Source organism: Rhizobium sp. CC-YZS058, from assembly GCF_034720595.1.
Lineage (GTDB): Bacteria > Pseudomonadota > Alphaproteobacteria > Rhizobiales > Rhizobiaceae > Ferranicluibacter.
On the sequence record NZ_JAYESJ010000001.1, the window covers coordinates 3,013,365 to 3,029,501 of the forward strand.

17 protein-coding genes are annotated in these 16,137 nt (G+C 62.8%); 7 read left to right on the forward strand and 10 right to left on the reverse strand.

Features of this window, described 5'->3' with window-relative positions:
* Window positions 1–28: 28 nt before the first annotated feature.
* The gene (locus U8330_RS14420; protein ID WP_323105951.1) at window positions 29–1,123 is read right to left on the reverse strand and encodes an excisionase family DNA-binding protein; all 1,095 of its coding nucleotides are present in this window, start codon (window positions 1,121–1,123) and stop codon (window positions 29–31) included.
* A gap of 34 nt (window positions 1,124–1,157) precedes the next feature.
* A complete protein-coding gene (locus U8330_RS22430) occupies window positions 1,158–1,400 on the reverse strand; it encodes a DUF1127 domain-containing protein (protein WP_416236924.1) in 243 nt (80 codons plus the stop codon).
* Between U8330_RS22430 and U8330_RS14425 the strand changes: the two genes are divergently transcribed.
* Window positions 1,347–1,502 (forward strand): hypothetical protein, encoded by a 156-nt coding sequence (locus U8330_RS14425; protein WP_323105952.1) that lies wholly within the window; start codon window positions 1,347–1,349, stop codon window positions 1,500–1,502. The genes U8330_RS22430 and U8330_RS14425 overlap by 54 nt on opposite strands.
* On the opposite strand, the gene U8330_RS14430 is transcribed toward U8330_RS14425, so the two are convergent.
* The 4 genes from U8330_RS14430 to U8330_RS14445 form a co-directional block, all read right to left on the reverse strand.
* A complete protein-coding gene (locus tag U8330_RS14430) occupies window positions 1,492–2,196 on the reverse strand; it encodes a response regulator (protein WP_323105953.1) in 705 nt (234 codons plus the stop codon). The two genes, U8330_RS14425 and U8330_RS14430, sit on opposite strands and share 11 nt — an antisense overlap.
* Window positions 2,197–2,764: 568 nt before the next feature.
* A complete protein-coding gene (locus tag U8330_RS14435) occupies window positions 2,765–3,961 on the reverse strand; it encodes a cytochrome P450 (protein WP_323105954.1) in 1,197 nt (398 codons plus the stop codon).
* A gap of 81 nt (window positions 3,962–4,042) precedes the next feature.
* Entirely contained in the window at window positions 4,043–5,632 is a 1,590-nt protein-coding gene (locus U8330_RS14440; protein WP_323105955.1) for a GMC family oxidoreductase, read from the reverse strand.
* 382 nt (window positions 5,633–6,014) lie between these two features.
* Window positions 6,015–6,800, reverse strand: coding sequence for an alpha/beta hydrolase (locus U8330_RS14445; protein WP_323105956.1), 786 nt, complete (start codon window positions 6,798–6,800; stop codon window positions 6,015–6,017).
* Window positions 6,801–6,947: 147 nt separating this feature from the next.
* Between U8330_RS14445 and U8330_RS14450 the strand changes: the two genes are divergently transcribed.
* Entirely contained in the window at window positions 6,948–7,433 is a 486-nt protein-coding gene (locus tag U8330_RS14450; protein ID WP_323105957.1) for a MarR family transcriptional regulator, read from the forward strand.
* 388 nt (window positions 7,434–7,821) lie between these two features.
* Here the strand turns inward: U8330_RS14450 and U8330_RS14455 are convergent, their stop codons facing one another.
* Together U8330_RS14455 and U8330_RS14460 are read right to left on the reverse strand one after the other, a co-directional pair.
* Window positions 7,822–8,205: a response regulator gene (locus U8330_RS14455; protein ID WP_323105958.1), complete on the reverse strand. Its 384-nt coding sequence runs from the start codon at window positions 8,203–8,205 to the stop codon at window positions 7,822–7,824.
* Between the two features lie 366 nt (window positions 8,206–8,571).
* Window positions 8,572–8,826, reverse strand: coding sequence for a DUF6894 family protein (locus U8330_RS14460; protein WP_323105959.1), 255 nt, complete (start codon window positions 8,824–8,826; stop codon window positions 8,572–8,574).
* 490 nt (window positions 8,827–9,316) lie between these two features.
* Here U8330_RS14460 and U8330_RS14465 point away from each other — a divergent pair, with 490 nt between their 5' ends.
* Window positions 9,317–9,565 (forward strand): DUF6894 family protein, encoded by a 249-nt coding sequence (locus tag U8330_RS14465; protein WP_323105960.1) that lies wholly within the window; start codon window positions 9,317–9,319, stop codon window positions 9,563–9,565.
* A gap of 329 nt (window positions 9,566–9,894) precedes the next feature.
* Window positions 9,895–12,111: an MHYT domain-containing protein gene (locus U8330_RS14470; protein WP_323105961.1), complete on the forward strand. Its 2,217-nt coding sequence runs from the start codon at window positions 9,895–9,897 to the stop codon at window positions 12,109–12,111.
* Window positions 12,112–12,409: 298 nt separating this feature from the next.
* Here U8330_RS14470 and U8330_RS14475 read toward each other — a convergent pair whose 3' ends face one another.
* Entirely contained in the window at window positions 12,410–12,814 is a 405-nt protein-coding gene (locus U8330_RS14475; protein WP_323105962.1) for a gamma-glutamylcyclotransferase family protein, read from the reverse strand.
* A 380-nt stretch (window positions 12,815–13,194) separates the two neighbouring features.
* Between U8330_RS14475 and U8330_RS14480 the strand changes: the two genes are divergently transcribed.
* Window positions 13,195–13,569, forward strand: coding sequence for a DUF2382 domain-containing protein (locus tag U8330_RS14480; RefSeq protein ID WP_323105963.1), 375 nt, complete (start codon window positions 13,195–13,197; stop codon window positions 13,567–13,569).
* Between the two features lie 172 nt (window positions 13,570–13,741).
* Here U8330_RS14480 and U8330_RS14485 read toward each other — a convergent pair whose 3' ends face one another.
* Window positions 13,742–14,653 carry a LysR family transcriptional regulator gene (locus U8330_RS14485; protein WP_323105964.1) on the reverse strand — a complete coding sequence of 304 codons (912 nt, stop codon included), beginning with the start codon at window positions 14,651–14,653 and terminating at the stop codon, window positions 13,742–13,744.
* 95 nt (window positions 14,654–14,748) lie between these two features.
* On the opposite strand from U8330_RS14485, the gene U8330_RS14490 reads away from it, so the two are divergent.
* Window positions 14,749–15,078, forward strand: coding sequence for a nuclear transport factor 2 family protein (locus U8330_RS14490; protein ID WP_323105965.1), 330 nt, complete (start codon window positions 14,749–14,751; stop codon window positions 15,076–15,078).
* A complete protein-coding gene (locus U8330_RS14495) occupies window positions 15,075–15,863 on the forward strand; it encodes an SDR family oxidoreductase (protein ID WP_323105966.1) in 789 nt (262 codons plus the stop codon). The genes U8330_RS14490 and U8330_RS14495 overlap by 4 nt, the downstream gene beginning before the upstream one ends.
* The last annotated feature ends 274 nt before the right edge of the window (window positions 15,864–16,137 follow it).

Here is a 16,137-nt window from a genome sequence, read left to right on the forward strand (position 1 = left end):
TGGTCGGCCTTGGTCCTGACGGGTGCGCTCATCGAGAGTCGGCAACTGCTTTGTCGCGTTGCCGCGTCTGCCCGGCTTCGAGAGGCTGCAGGCGGATGAGGTTGGACAGGGCGTCGGCGATCGTCGTCAGCGCGTCCCGTTCATCCGGCTTCAGGCTTCGCGGGACCACGTCGATGACGCAGACCGAGCCAAGCGCGAAGCCCAGCGGATCGCGCACAGGCGCGCCGGCGTAGAAACGGAACCCATAGGGCTCTTGCAAGGTCGGGTTCGCGGCCAGGGCCGGCGACGTGGTCATGTCCTCGATGATGGTCAAGGTGTTGGCGACCAGGGTCTCGTTGCAGAACGCCCAGTCGCGGGCCGTGCTCTGCCCGTCGAAGCCAACCCTCGACTTGAACCATTGCTGATCCTCGGTGATGAGCGTGAACATGGCAATCGGCGCATGCAGCGCCATGGCAGCCAGACGGACCAGACGATCAAAGCGGGGATCGGGCTGCGAACCGACGAGGCCGGAGCGATGCACGGCAGCAAGCCGCGCCGGCTCGTTCAGGGGTGTCGGGTAGGCTGAACTCGGATGGCTCACTCCGCGCCGCTGGCCAAGCGCAGTCACGAGCGCTTCACTCAGTGACCGGACGTCGGGCGACCTTTGCAACGTGATCCGCCGACCATCCCGAGACACCGATGGCTTGGCCAATCGGTCTCTGATCGTCACCAGGATCGTCTGCGCATAGCGGCTGTCCCGGCTCAATTCGCTGCGAAGGCGGCCGCAGTCATCATCCTCGGCTGCCTCGATGACCAGCACGGTCGGCGTCGCTTCATCGAGCAACAGTTTCACGTCCGCCGCCTCTTCTACCGCATGCAGCAGAAGACCGGTCCCCGGCAACCCTGTGGTCTTCCACTCAGCAGCCCGGCCTCGTGCGGCCCATACGACCGCACGAGCGAGCAACACCGTTGAAGGGCGTGGGGATTCATCGATCAAATCAAGAACCGCTTGGCGCGGAATGCGGCGATGGCCGCCCGGGGTCTTCCAGGACGCCAGGCGGCCGCTCTCGACCCAGAGCTGCGTCGTTCGGATCGACACGCCGAGGTACTCGGCGGCCTTGGCAGTGGTGAGAATATCCTTCATCGATGCGTCCACATGCTCGGGCCTTACCTTGGATTTATGCGAACGGCTCGGGAAATAAAGACCGTGCGGAAGCTCGGCTGGGTTCTGCTGAGTCTGGGTCTGCGCAAACCGAGCTGCCCTTCCGCTCCGCGGCATCCCGATCAAAGGGCCCAGCGTCCGGGAAGACGACGTCAAAGCGCGACAGGCCGATGTCCTTCAGCAAATGGTCCGGCAGGTTGCGGAGATGATCAAGCGCCCTTTGCCGCGCCAGCAGGCGCAGGAGACGACGCGGGAGCACCAGAAATCCAATGCGACGCAGCCAAGGCAGTTGCAGCTCGGAGACTATATGGACGTGTCTCATCATCATCATTCCCTGTTCGTCATCCGCCTCAGCGGCTGACCTCGACATCGGCATCGAGCAGGTAGCCGACGCCGCGTTCGGTGCGGATCAGCTTCGGCCGCGAGGCGTCCTCCTCGAGCTTTCGCCGCAGGCGGAGGATGAGGACATCGATGCTGCGATCGTAGACCTCCTCGTCATGGACACGGCTTGCCGAGAGAAGCTGTTCGCGCGAGAGGATCTGCCGGGGGGCGCGCAAAAAGGCGGTCAGGAGGTTGAACTCGCCGGCCGTCAGCTTCACCTCCCCTTCCGGCCGGGCAAGGCGCCGCAGCTTGACGTTCAACTGCCACTCGGCGAAGCGATAGATGGTTCGGTCCTTCTTCGACGCCGGCGCCGGACGTTCGCGCAGCGAAGCGCGCACGCGGGCCAGCAATTCGCGCGTTCCAAAGGGCTTGGTGAGATAGTCGCTGGCGCCCAGTTCAAGGCCGACCACCTTGTCGGCTTCCTCGATCCGATCGCCGCTCATGATGATGATCGGGCCATTCGCCGTGCCTGCCAGCCGCTTGACGATATCCAGCCCATCCTCGCGGCCGAGATTGAGGTCGATGATGAAGAGATCAACCGGCTCGGTATTCAGGATCCGCTGCAGATCCCGGCTGCCGCTCAAGCCTGTCACCTTCAGGGCATGCTGCGAGAGATAATCGACCAGGATGCCGCGAAGGGTGGGATCGTCGTCGATGACCAGGACATGTTTCATGGCGCAGCTCCCTTGGCAGGCGGCGCGGCCGAGGCAGGCTCTGGCGCGATCCGGATTGGTTGTCCTCTCCGCTTGCAGCATGGCCGGTCGGGTGCGGCTGAACAGATGGCGGTCGAGCGGTTCATTCACGTCCTCCATGCAGTGGGACAGGAGCTGAAGAGTGGGAGGCAGGCTGCGGCCTGTCATGACCGGGTGACCTCGTCTTTGCGGTTCTCGTTCCGTCGAGGTCGAGCGGCTCTGAATGTCTCTCGGCCGCAGGGCGATCGTCCGGAAGCGGATAGAGGGGCGAGAAATGGATCGATGCCATGGCTGCCGAGCCAAAGGCCTCGAGAAGGATCGGCATAAGGCGCTCCAGGCGCTCGCTCAGGCACCAGAGGCCAGCCGCGGTGCGGCTCGTGAGGCTCTTGTCGAGACGGGTGATGGGCATGATGAGCCTCTTTTGCTCCTGGTATCGACCGCGCTGCTCGCCCGTTCGTGTCATTGAGCGTGGCTGGACCGGTGCGCATGGGATAGGGTCGCCGCGCCTCGCTTCGAAAGACAGCTCGGGCCTATCTTTTCGGCCGGCTGCTCAGTGCCAGCGAAGCGTCAGTTCATCGACCTTGCGGACACCTGCATGACCATGGATGGTTAGCCCCTGCCCGTCGATACGCGGATCGGGAAGGCTGGCCAGGAGCACCGAAAGCGCCTCCTCCATCTCGATCTTGGCGAGAGCTTCGCCCAGGCAGCGATGCTCGCCGCCGCCGAACATGGGGTGCCAGCGCAAGGGCGGGCGCGTGAGGTCGAAGGCATCGGGATTGGGGAAGACATCCGGGTCGCGAAGAGCGGACATCGTACTGAGCAGGACGGGACGCCCGGCCGGAACGACCGTGCCGTCGAGCTCGATCTCCTCGACAGTCAGCCGCGGCACCGAGCCGACGGCCGGCTCGCAGCGCAGCGATTCCGACACGACCGCACCGATGAGCGCGGGCTGGCGACGCACCTCCTGCCAGAGGCCGCGCTCAGCAAGCAGCCCGACCATGACAACGATCGCCGCGCGCGTCGTGTCGCTGCCGCCCAGCACCACGGAGACGATCTGCATCAGCGCTTCGAGCGGCGAGAGCTGATTCTCGCCCGCAATGGTCTTGTATGTCGAGAAGAAGCTCCCGGATCGTTCTACGTCCACCTGATCGAGACGGTCGCCGAGGGCGTTCTGCAGGCGCGAAGCCGCCCCTTCCGCAGCATCGACTGCCGCCGGCGTCGGTCCCGGCCGGAAGAAGGCGTTCATGGTCAGAACATCCCGCTCGAATGCCGGCAACGCATCATCCGCCAGATCGAGCAGGCGCGCGAGCGCCAGGACCGGAAGCCTCCGCGCATAACCGGAGACAAGCTCGAGCCTCCCGTCATCCAAATAAGCATCGATCAAGTGGGAGGCTGCGTCGCGGACATGCTGGCGGAAACGCTCCAGGCTCTCCCGCGCCAAAGCGCAAGACACGGCGGCGCGGCGGCGGGCATGCGTCTCGCGGTTCGCCGTCAGCATGCCGTGTTCGAACAGGTCGAAGAGCGCGCCTTTGGTCAGCCCCGCCTGATGCGGCAGGGCGGTCTCGGTGGCCTGCAGGCGCGGATCGCTCATCAGCCGCTCGACATCCGCATAGCGCAGCACGACATAGCCGCCGCCCGCGAGCGCGATGAGCGGATGGGTCGCGCGGTAAGCGGCGAAGGTGCCGTGGATGTCGGCTTCGAGGGCTGCAGCCTCGACGATGGGCACGGGGCGGACTTGATCGAGCATAACGGATCTTTCTGGGAATGGCCGACGCGCCGGCTCCGGCCTCACCTCACGCAGAGGGAGTGAGGCCGGGCAGCTTCCGATTCAAAGGTCGTGTTGGGCGCGGATCATGTCGGCGGCGCGCTCGCCGATTACCACGCAGGGCGCCATGGTGTTGCCGGTGGTGATGCGCGGCATGATCGAGCTGTCGGCGATGCGCAGCCCCTTGATGCCGTGGACCTTCAACTGATGATCCACGACCGAGAGAGGGTCGCGCCCCATCTTGGCGGTGCCGGACTGATGCCAGAAAGTAATGCCGGCGCGGCGAAGGAAATCGATCAACCCCCGCCGGTCGCGGGCGCCGGGCGCGGTCTCGCCTGTGACCAGCGGCGCAAAGGCGGCACTGTTGCCAAGTTCGCGGCAGAGTTCCACGGCCGCGATCGCCGCCTCGACATCCTCCGGCTCGCTCAAAGAATTCGGCTGGATCAGCAATGGATCCTCGACATTCGGCCCGGAAAGCTGCAGCCGGCCCCGGCTCTTCGGCTGCGCGAGACCGGCAAACATGGTCCAGCCCTGCGCCGGGGTTTCGAGCCCCGCTTCGACCGGCGAGGGAACGGCGAATTCGAGCTGGCACTGCAGGATGTCCGGCTGGGTGAGCCGGGAGTCGCTCTTCCAGTAGAGCGTCGCTTCGCATCCGCTGCCGCCGACGCTCTCCGGCTTGCGATAGGCCCAGGTGCAGCCGAAAGCGAGGTGATCCTGATGGTTTTCGCCAACACCGGGCAGGTCCTCGACGACCGCTATGCCATGCCGCGAGAGCATCGCGCTCGGGCCGATGCCCGACTGCAGCAAGAGCTTGGGGGTCTGGATGGCGCCGAGCGAGAGAATGGTCTCGAAAGAAGCGCGAAACTGCCGGCGCTGGCCATCCACGATCGCCTCGACGCCGACCACACGCTTGCCTTCGAACAGCAGCCGCGACACCATCGCGCCGGTGATGACCGTCAAGTTTCGTTTGTGTTCGAGCGGCTCGACATAGGACTGGTAAACCGTCTGGCGCTTTCCGTCCTTGATGCGCAGCTCGGCAATGGCCGCACCGCCCTCGCCTTCCATCATCGCGCCATTCGGCGTGTCGAAGACCGGGATGCCTGCGGCAGCGGCCGCGCTCAGCAGTGCATGGGCAACAGGCTGCGGTGTCTGCGGTTGTTCGACATGCGCAGGTCCGCCCGTGCCACGGCGGATTGGATCCGGCACGCCCTGCCAGTCCTCGATCCGCCGGTAATAGCCGAGCACGGATTCGTAGGACCATCCCGCATCGCCGGCCTCAGCGGCGAAGTGCTCCCAATCCTGCTTGTGCCCCCGCGCCCAGACCATGACATTGATGCTCGAGCCGCCGCCGAGTCCCTTGCCCATGTTCAGGGGCAACCGACGGCCGGCAAGGCCCCGCGTCGGCTCGCCGACAAAACCCCAGTCACGCTGCGAGCCCAGATTGAGCGGCCACTGCCCCGGCTCGCTGACACAGTCGGCGGCGGCATCGCCGCCGGCTTCGAGCAGCAGCACCCGCGGCCCGCCGCATTCGGCCAGACGCGCTGCCACGACCGATCCGCTGGAGCCGGCACCGCAGACGATGAAGTCGAACCGGGCCGCATCCTGATCGAGGGTTTTCGCGACCTTCTCGGTCTGATGGGAGGGTGGGGTCATGGGTCTTCCTCGGTGAATCACGGTTGTCGATGACAGGCCGGAAACTGCCGTTTCCGTATTATTTTATCATTTCCATCAAATTTCAGATGTAACGGTCGCCGTTCCCGACGCGGGTTGCGTGGGTTTCGGCAGGGTTGCAGCGGTTGGTTCGTGGATGCGGTGAGGTGCCGCGATGCCGAGCGTGTTCGGGTGCCGGCCGATCGAACCTGGACCTTCAGGCACAGGTCGATCGTCGTTTGGAGGGGCGGCATCCAAGGCGGGATGCGCTGATCATGAATGCGCCGACGCTGGCCGATCAGGATCCCGTCTAGGCGCGCCTCGCTCCAGAGATGCCTCTAGAAGCATCGAGGCAAAGCCTGCCTCGATGCGCGTCCGTGGTGACTTACTTGACGGAGACCGACTTGGCGGCCGCGTCGATCGTTTCGGCGATCACGCCCGGCTGCGTCATGAACAGGGCATGGCTGGCGGAAACCTTGGTGACCTTTGCCTTGATCCGCTCGGCCATGTGGATGAGCATGGCCTGGTCGAAGGCCTTGTCTTCCGTGGCGATAACGGCCCAGCTCGGCTTCGTCCTCCAGGCAGCGTTCTTCAGAACGGTGCCGAAGGCGGACATGTTGATGGGCACCTGCGCGTCCCGCATGAAGGCAGCGTCCGCGTCGCTGACGTCATGGGCAAAGCCGGCCTTGAACTTGTCGGGGCGGATATAGCCGAAGCCGTCGGCCGTCGTTTCGAGCACGAAGTCCTTGGCCGGTTCGAAGCCCTCATATTGCTGGGCGCTGGTCTCGCCGGCGTCAGGCGAAAAAGCAGAGACATAAACCAGGCCTGCGACCTTGGAGTCGACGCCCGCTTCGGTGATCACCGTCCCGCCCCAGGAATGGCCGACGAGGATGGCCGGTCCATCCTGCCGCTCCAGCGCTCGCTTGGTGGCCGCGACATCATCGGCAAGCGAGGTCAGCGGATTCTGAACGATGGTGACGTGATAGCCCAGGTCGGTCAGCAGGCTGTGGACCGACTTCCAGCCCGACCCATCGGCAAAGGCGCCATGAACGAGCACGACATTCTTGACCGCCTGGTCGGCCGGGATGCGATCGGCGGCATGGCTGGCGCCAGCGGTCAGCATGGCGGCGCTGGCGAAGGCGGCGGTAGCGAGCGTCTTCAGGATGGACATGATGATCTCCTTTTTGTTTCCTGCGATAACCTTTATCGCGATATAAATAAGCTGCCAGCTCTGCCTCCAATCGTCAACCCCTTTCTTATCGCGATATTGTTTTTTGTGGTGAAGCTTATTAGATAAGTGGAAACAGGAGTGCCTTCGATGACAACATCCCGGCCGGACCCCGCCGCCCACAATGACCCGCCCGCGCTTCACGATCAGCTCTGTTACGCGATCTACACAGCGGGAATCGCGATCCAGCGTGCCTACAAGCCGCTTCTCGATGAGCTCGGCCTGACCTATCCGCAATATCTTGTCCTTAACGTACTCTGGCGGGACGGGGACCAGACTGTCGGAGCGATCGCTCAAGCGCTGGCGCTGGAATCGAGCACGCTGACACCGCTTCTCAAGCGGCTGGAAGCGGGTGGCTTGCTCAGCCGCACGCGCAATCAGCACAATGAGCGCCAGGTGGTCGTCTCGCTGACCGAGCAAGGCCGCGCCCTCCAGCATCGGGCCGGCTGCCTCAGCGATACGCTGCTCGCCGCTTCGACCCAGACGCCGCAGGAACTGGCAGCCCTCAATCGCGATGTCCGCGCGCTGCGCAATGCCATCTATTCCCAGATCGGCGGGTGGGACGCGCCAGCTTGATACCGAAGCGTCGGCGGGCGTTTTGCCACCCAAGAAACGCCCGTCGAAGATTGAGCTCACTGCTCGGAGACACCTGGAAGCCTTTGGCAGCTACCTTGATCCATGAGGAATGGCCGCATTCGGCGGCCAGCTACAGCGTCGGCTTTTGCTTACTGAATAAAGCGACAGCTGCTCAAAAAAATTCAAAGAATTCTAGCGGCTGGTCTTCAGGCCATTCCTCGCTATGAAACGAGGCTCGCCACTATGGCTGGCGAGTTGCGGCCAAGGAGGACCATGTCGTCAATCATTGTCACTCCTGGTTCGTCCTGCACAGCCTCCCTTCATTGCAGGCTGCCCAACACCCGGAGCGGCGACAGAGGTCACGACCCCGTGTCGCTTTGAAAGAGACCTAAATCGGCGTTTGCGCAGTGTTCATCAACTGCGAAATTGCGGTGATGAGTTGTGCTTCGGCAAAGGGTTTTGTCAGCACCACGCTGCCTGGAACACCCTGAGCCGCCCACTCATGGCTGCTATCGCCGGTCATATAGACGACCGGTATCGACGGGTTCAGCTCGCGTGCGTGCCGTGCGACATCCCACCCGTTTGCCTTACTACCCAGCCTGATATCCGTGATCAAACCGGAGAAGCGGCCAATATCTGCGTCCAGTTCAGCAAGCCCATCATCACCATTTGCTGAAAGCACCACAGCGAACCCGGCGGCTGAGAGAACGTCCTCCAAAAAGAGGTGAAGGAGCCTCTCGTCCTCAACGATGAGCAGTAATGGGTGGCCCACGGCAGGTCCCTCTCAGTGCCTCATATGCGACGCAAAGATACGAACATTGCCTCGGATCAAATCGGTTTAGACGAATGCTCGCAGTCGGTATCTAGCTAGATTTGGGTCGCGCGAAGGAGTTCTGTCAGATACCGTACGAAGCTGAGCGCGAGACTGCGGATTTACGTGGTATACATATGGGTGCCCGGCCATGGCAGACTGGATTGCCTTCTCGAAGGCACGGCTGCGACGACGGTCTAGGGGGAGGACTGCATCACGCGTGGGAAGATGAGGCCTTCCGAGCATTCTCGGCATGTTCCCCAGCACCCTTGATTCGCTGCCGGCTGTCTTGTTCGAACCAACCGATAAGCCAAATCCATGGCGCTGCTAGCCGACGCCATCAGTGTGCTCCCCGTCGAAACGATCGATTGTCGCACGGAGCGTCATTCGAAACAGCGGTCGGCCGTCCGCATTGTTCGCAATGACCGCCGCCTGATAGGGCAAGGCGTTGATGTCGTGTTCCCGTAGCCAATCAACCAGCCCGACGAGCGCTTCCTGCTCTGCTGCGGATTGATCGACGAATTCCGAACCGCCATCTTCATCGATGCGTCTTCCGTCATCGGTGAAAAACTTTACCTTCATTGCCTGCTGCCTCCATCTCCCTTCGGTTGGCAACGAACTATGGGAGCGAGGCACTGTTCCGCCCCATCAGCGGTCGATCCGAGGTTGACTGGCCGCACGGTCAGATGCCCTCGGCCTGTCGTGTTGGCGAGGAAAGTTCAGTGGCGTCTGTCGGGGTCTTCTTTCGGATAGAGACTATCCAAGTACCTGCTAAATGCCTGCAACACGGTCTGAGTGGATGCATTGGCAGTTGGTGAGCACGTCGCCGTCTCTTGCAGGCAGGCAAAGCGCTGAGGAGGTGTGATTTCTTGTACTGCACGTTCATCGCGAAACAACATGAGAAGTCTCCCGGTAGATAGTCCTTTTCTGAATCGAGAGCTCTGAGGATAATCGCGGAATGCAGGGTGGCAAGTGGAACCAAAGCCGCTTGGCCCACCGTCTGGAACCGCACAGAACTTGCGTTTCATTTCAGTGTTTGCTCCTTCGCCCGCCACACAATGCTGGAGTGAGTATGCAAGCCTTCTATTTCGATATCTGTTTCGGAGACGAGGTCGTCGAGACCCGGGAAGCGGTGCACTTCGTTGACAGTGACGCGGCTGCTGCTCGTGCTGCCTCATGTTTGCGAGAGATGGCGGCGGCTTTTATGCGCAACGGCGAACAGGTGCGGATAACGGCCATACGGGTTCGAGACGCGCGCTTTCAGCCAATTCTCAAGATCAATTTGCGTGACGGTATCGTCTCACCCACGGCAACCCATTGACGCCGGAGCAATGGATAGACTGCAAAGCTCCACTGTTGAGGCCAGTTCACCTCCCGCAACAGCCGTACATTCGGTAATCGAAATACATACTGTACTCAGTAGAAGAACCATTATGAAAATCTTGTCCATCAACGGCACGAACTTCTCTCACTCTCCTCTAGACCCTCGATGCTGATCGCAACTGCATGAGGATTCCCTTGAAACGGTTTGCCTGAAGATGGAAACATCCCGAGGCAGGTTGCAGCCGGAAGACGCTGCAGAGCGCAGGAGGATGCGGGTTGGTTGGAACTCATAGTACCAGTCTGGTCATACTGGCGGTGCTGATTGCCGTGGCTGCATCCTACACGTCACTGGACATTGCGGCGCGTATCGGCGAGGCATCCTCAAGGCTCGGATCCCGTGCCTGGCTGGCTGCCGCAGCCATTTGCATGGGCGGCGGCATCTGGTCCATGCATTTCGTCGCAATGCTGGCCTATTCCGTTCCGGACATGACGGTCGCCTATGATCCGTTCCTCACGGTCCTTTCGCTTCTCATCGCCGTAGCGGTTACCGGGGGAGGTTTCGCGGTCGTTTCTCGCCCGCAGGCCGGGACAGCCGCCCTTCTGCTGAGCGGACTGTTCATGGGTATCGGCATCCTCGCGATGCATTATGTCGGTATGGCAGCGATGAGAATGCATGCCACACCGTCATACGAGGCGGCGTGGGTGGCACTCTCCGTGTTCATTGCCATCGGAGCGTCGATCTCCGCCCTGTGGCTCGCCTTCCGTGGCGGCGGCTTCGTCCGGAAAAGCCAGGCTGCCGCCGCGATGGGACTGGCGGTGTCCGGGATGCACTTCGCGGGCATGCAGGCCGCATCTTTCGGCATTCATGCAACCGTCGCCGAAGAAGCGGCTCCGGCCACCGTGGACCAGGGAACGCTGGCTTTGGCCGTGGCTTCGATCACGTTCCTCATTCTGGTTGCAGCGATCGTGGCAGCGATGTTCGATCGACGGTTCGCCGCGCTCGTCACACGCGAAGCGCTTGCGCTCAAGCGGAGCGAAGAGCAGTTCAGACTGCTTTACCGCCGGACGCCTCTGCCGCTCCACTCGCTCGATGTCGAAGGACGGATTGAGGAGGTAAGCGATGCGTGGCTGGCCCTGATGCACTACGACCGGGACGCCGTGATCGGACGTCCGCTCATCAACTTCATGACGGAGGAATCTGCGCGCCAGCGCCTAGCCGACTGGAAGACCCTGCTCTCGGCGGATGAGACCCACGAGCGGGAATACAGATTGGTCACGCGGGAGGGTGAGATCATCGACGTGGTCTCGACGTCTCGGGTCGAGCGTGACGAGGATGGAAACGTTCTCAGAGCGGTTGGCGGCTTGGTGGACGAGACGGCGAGGAAGAGTGCCGAAGCCTCGCTCAGGCAGGCGCAGAAGATGGAGGCCGTGGGGCAATTGACCGGCGGCATCGCCCATGACTTCAACAATGTCCTGGCGGTCGTCCTTGGAAGTCTCGAAATGCTGCGCAAGCGTGTCTCTTCCGACGATCGGGCTCTGCGGATGGTCGACAACGCCATGGAAGGGGCCAAGCGGGGAGCGGCTCTGACGCAACGGATGATGTCCTTCGCGCGACGTCAGGACCTGAACCCGCAACCGATCGATATCCGGATGCTGGTGGATGGGATGAAGGAGATGATCTCGCGGTCGCTCGGCCCCCGTATCGCACTGAACCTCGAACTGCCCCCCGGACTCCCATCCGTACAAGCCGATCCCAACCAGTTGGAGATGGCGCTTCTCAACCTCGCCGTGAACGCTCGGGATGCCATGGAGGAAGGCGATATACGGATCGTAGCAGACCGTCCGGAGTCGCCGCCGGGTACGCCCGTCGAGGAGCGCTTCGTGCGCGTGAGTGTCATCGACAATGGAACCGGAATGGACGAGGCGACGCTCGCGCGGGCACGCGAGCCATTCTTCACCACGAAGGGGGTCGGCCGAGGCACCGGCCTCGGGCTAGCCATGGTGAGCGGCTTCGCCGAACAGTCCGGCGGCTTTCTCGAGATCACGAGCCGGAAGGGACAGGGCACGCGCGTGGATATCTGGCTCCCGGTTTCGGATGCCGCGGACGTCGTCATTGAAAGCGGCCCCCGCGAGACTCGCTCGATACCCACCCGTCCCCTACAGCACGTGGTTGTCCTCGTCGTCGATGACGAGCCGCTGATCCTGATGAGTACGGAAGACGTCCTGCTGGAAGCCGGAGCCAAGGTCCATTCCGCCACAAACGGCGTGGAGGCGCTGGAGGTCGTGCGCCGTCATCCCGAGATCGGTTGCCTTCTCACCGACTACGCGATGCCCGGCATGACAGGGGCTCAGCTTGCTGCGGCCGTCCGTGTCAGCCATCCCAACATGCCCATCATCGTCGCGTCGGGATATGCGGAGTTTCCGGAAGAAATCGCGCAGTATCCCCGGCTTCAGAAACCCTTCGCCGCCGAAGCGCTCGTCAGCGCCGTGACGGCGGAGATCGCACCGCGCACCGCAGACGTCATCCGGTTCCCATCCGGTTGACGCCCCGCCGGCACCCGCATCGAGTTTTCCGTGCAATGAGAACATTCGCTAAAACGGGGACGAAGTCCTTTAGTCCCTGCAGACAGGAACTCGATCGTAGACAGCTCGGCGGTCCAGGTCGAAACCCAACAACTCCGAGCCCCGATCGTCTCGGATTCGCCTTTGCCGCCTTTGTCGATGTTGGCGTATGGTTCGGGAAACTCCTGATGAACACGGCCAGTCACGAGGTCGATCCCGGCGAAGCCGGAACCGGCCGACAGGGACCCTTGCTATGTGGCGCGTCGTCCTTGCCCTTCCTTCAACGCTCCCACGGCGGAACAAACCGACGGTCCTGATAGTCTGCGAGAGGCCCCTCATGAAGCGGCCGGAGCCACGTTTCCGACTTGAAGAAAGCAACCGCTGAAAGATGATCTCCTCCCGCAAGTGGCACGACATCCACACGGGACCGGAAGCTTCCGGCTTCGCCGACGGCCTCCAGCTCGTCCAGCACGGGAAGACGCCCGTCGTCGATCTCGTAGAGCTCGCCCCTAACGCGCAGCCCTTCTCCCGGCCGGTCCAGCATCATCGGCCCGAAGAAGCTTCCTGCGATAAAGAGCGGATAAGGCTGCACGGTCTGGACCTCACCGATGTAGCGCGCGTTCTCAAGACCCTTGTCGTGAAGCGGAAAGTCCTGCTTCAGCGTTCCGTAAATGAAGACTTTCAATTCTGCTTCCTGTGTTCCCAAAATGAGCTGGGGCGGTTCTCGACGTCCTGAGATTGGCGGTTTTACCAACCAAGTCGCACCCCAGCTCTCGCGCCTTCCTGTTCAGCGATCTTTTACTATGACGGGCGACGATCGTTCCGTCGGTTCAAGACGAGGCACATGCGAAAGATCGAGATCGTCGACGAGTTGTGGATTCGGTTTCCGGGTCGTGTCACGGTCTTCGACAGCGGAGCCGAGGTGGGGATGGCCCGCGTGCTGATGGCTTAGCGCGCGCCCTTCTTCCAGCGTACGCTTTCCGTTGACGCCGTAAGGACGTTACGCCCGCTCGCCGACAAGTTCAACTACAGGCTGACTGGCCGCGCGTCGACCTCTCGAAGCCGATGGCGAGGACGTCATCCCGGTCGTCGGAGAAGAACGTCGCGTCGGCAAGCGCGACCTCAACAACGGCCGCGTTCGCGTTCGTCGATCGGACCATCGAGGCCGAGGAGCATTGCGAGGAAGCTGCAATCAACAAGGAAGCCCGCGTCGTCGGGGAGATCGAGCTGAGAAAGACCGCAACAGAGCGCGAGGAGACGATGTCTGACACGGTCCGCAAGTCCGAAGTCGAAGTCGAGGACAACCGCGACCTGGAGGAGAAGCGCTTCCTCCGCGACCAAAGGCTTTTACCGACTGATGCATCGGCGGCGACGGAAGGGTCTGCCGCCAATGCCGTTTCGCACCGTCAGTCGCGCCGGCTGATCATCGACGGTCTTTGACATCGCTGTAGGCCTGACATCTGGGAGTTCCCCTCCCTGCGGTGCGCCCAGTTTGACCAAGATGCCTAGCCGGCAGCAGGCGGCAGTTTGTCACACTGCTTGCCTTCCACCCGCCCCATCATCGACTTGCCGGCTTGGGGATGCATTGTGTTTTGCGGAGGCATCAGCGGGCTCAGGGTGCGGTGAGCCGTCCGGCGGCAAAGTCGCGCGCGAGCGCGATGAAGGCCTGGAAGGCCGCGGAGGCGTTGCGGCGACTGGGATAATAGAGGCACAGCGGTGCGAGCGGCGGCGTCCAGTCCTCCAGAATGCGGATAAGCCGTCCCGCCGCAATGTCGTCGCGGATATCGGTCTCCATGAAATAGCCGATCCCCACGCTGTTGATGACCGCGATCCGGGCCAGGGAGGCTTCGTCGAGGGTGACCGGGCCTTCGACGTCGATCTGCAACGCCTCGCCGCCCTTCTCGAAGCGCCAGCGAAACAGGGCGCCGTTCGGGAGCCTTACGCGAATGCATGGGTGGCTGAGCAGCTCCTGCGGCACGTGCGGGATAGTCCTGCCCTGGAAGAAGGCAGGCGAAGCGGCAACCGCCATGCGGCGCATCTGGCCCAGCGGTATGGCGATGGCGTCGCTCGGCACCAGATCTGCGCTGCGCACGCCGAGATCAAAGCCGGCCGCCACGACATCGACCAGCCGCCCTTCGGTAACGATGTCGATATGAACCTGCGGATAGCGCTGCATGTAGGTGAGGACCAGGGGCGCCATGATCTCGCGCGCCGCCGTCGCGAAGGCATTGATGCGCAGGGTGCCGGAGGGCGTTTCCTGCTGGGCGCGCGCGGTGTTCATCGCCTTCTGGATGCCTTCGAGCGATGGCGTGATCTGGGCGACGAAGATCCGCCCCGCATGGGTGAGCGAGACGCTGCGCGTCGTGCGGTTGAACAATCGAACGGCAAGCTCCCGCTCGAGCTTGGCCACCGCATTGCTGATGGCCGTGGTCGACATGCCGAGATCGAGCGCCGCTGCCCGGAACGAGCCGCACCGGACGATGGCCAGAACCGCTTCCAGCTCGATGAGCGAATGGCGAGCCATTATCCCGATCTCCGTGACGCGCTATGCCGCTTTGTGCCGATTATCGGGCGTGCCGTCTATGGTTATCTTCAACTCGCACCATTGAGGAGATAACCATGTCCATGCAGCTACCCAAGCCCATTGCCGACTATATCGAGGCGAACGCCCGTCTCGATCTGGACGGCATGGTGGCGTTCTTTTCGCCCGATGCCGTCTTTATCGACAATGGCAAGTCCTTCGAGGGGCAGGAGGCCATCCGGCACCTGTTCGAGAATGAGGTGATCGCCGTCAAGGCGATCTTCGTGCCCGACACCGTTCGGGAAGAGGGAGGCAATGTCATCGTCGAAGGTCCCGCTCGCGGTGATTTCCCCGGCAGCCCGCTGCGGTTCACCTATCGCTTCACCCTTTCGAACGGCGCCATCGAGACCTTGGAGGTGAGGCTATGACCATCAAGGCCGATCCTGCAGAGTTCGCCGGCAAGCGCGTGCTCGTCAGCGGCGGCACGAAGGGCTTGGGCCGCGCAACGGTCGAGCGCTTCCTGGCCGGAGGCGCCCGGATTATCACGGCCGCCCGCGCGACCAACAGCCCCATCGAGGGCGTCGATTATATCGAGGCGGATCTGGCGACGGCCGCGGGCAGCGAAGCGCTCGCCAAGGCGGCCCTGGAGCGGCTGGGCGGCATCGACATCCTCGCCCATGTGATCGGCGGCTCGAAGTCGCCGGCGGGCGGGTTTGCCGCGCTGACCGACGACCACTGGTTCGCCGAACTGAACCTCAACCTGTTGGCGGCCGTCCGGCTCGATCGCCTGTTGATCCCGCAGATGATCGAGCGCGGCAGGGGCACGGTGGTCCATGTCACCTCCATCCAGTCCGTTCTGCCGCTGCCCGACTCCACCACGGCCTATGCGGCTGCGAAAGCGGCGCTGCGAACCTACAGCAAGTCGATATCGAAGGAGCTCGGCCAGAAGGGCGTGCGCGTGAACTCTGTCTCGCCGGGATGGATCATGACCCAAGCGGCAGGAGACTTTGTCGAACGGCTTCAGGCCGCCAATGGCGGGACGATCGAGGACGCGCGCCAGTCCGTGCTCGATGCCCTTGGCGGGATCCCGATCGGGCGGGGCGCCGAGCCCGAAGAGGTGGCCGACCTGATCGCCTACCTCGCTTCCGACCGTGCCGCCGCGATCCACGGCGCCGAGTTCGTCATCGATGGGGGGACGATCCGCACCGTTTGACGAGGCCTTCGGCACCCGCCCTCTCGCCCAGAGAGGCGATGCCGGAAAAAAGGCTGCGCGCGCCGGCATACCCCTATGCCAGATCAGGTCCGGACAGCGATGATCTAACGCCTCTCCGCATCGTCATGCTGCCGGTCATCATCTTCGGCCGGCGGTTGATGACGCCGGTTGCCAAGGGGACAGATCTTGCCCGAACGACCCCATCATCGGCGCGCTCCGTGAACCCGCTGCCGCAAAGAGCCAAGTCCGAATCTTGGTGCAATGAAGATAGGCT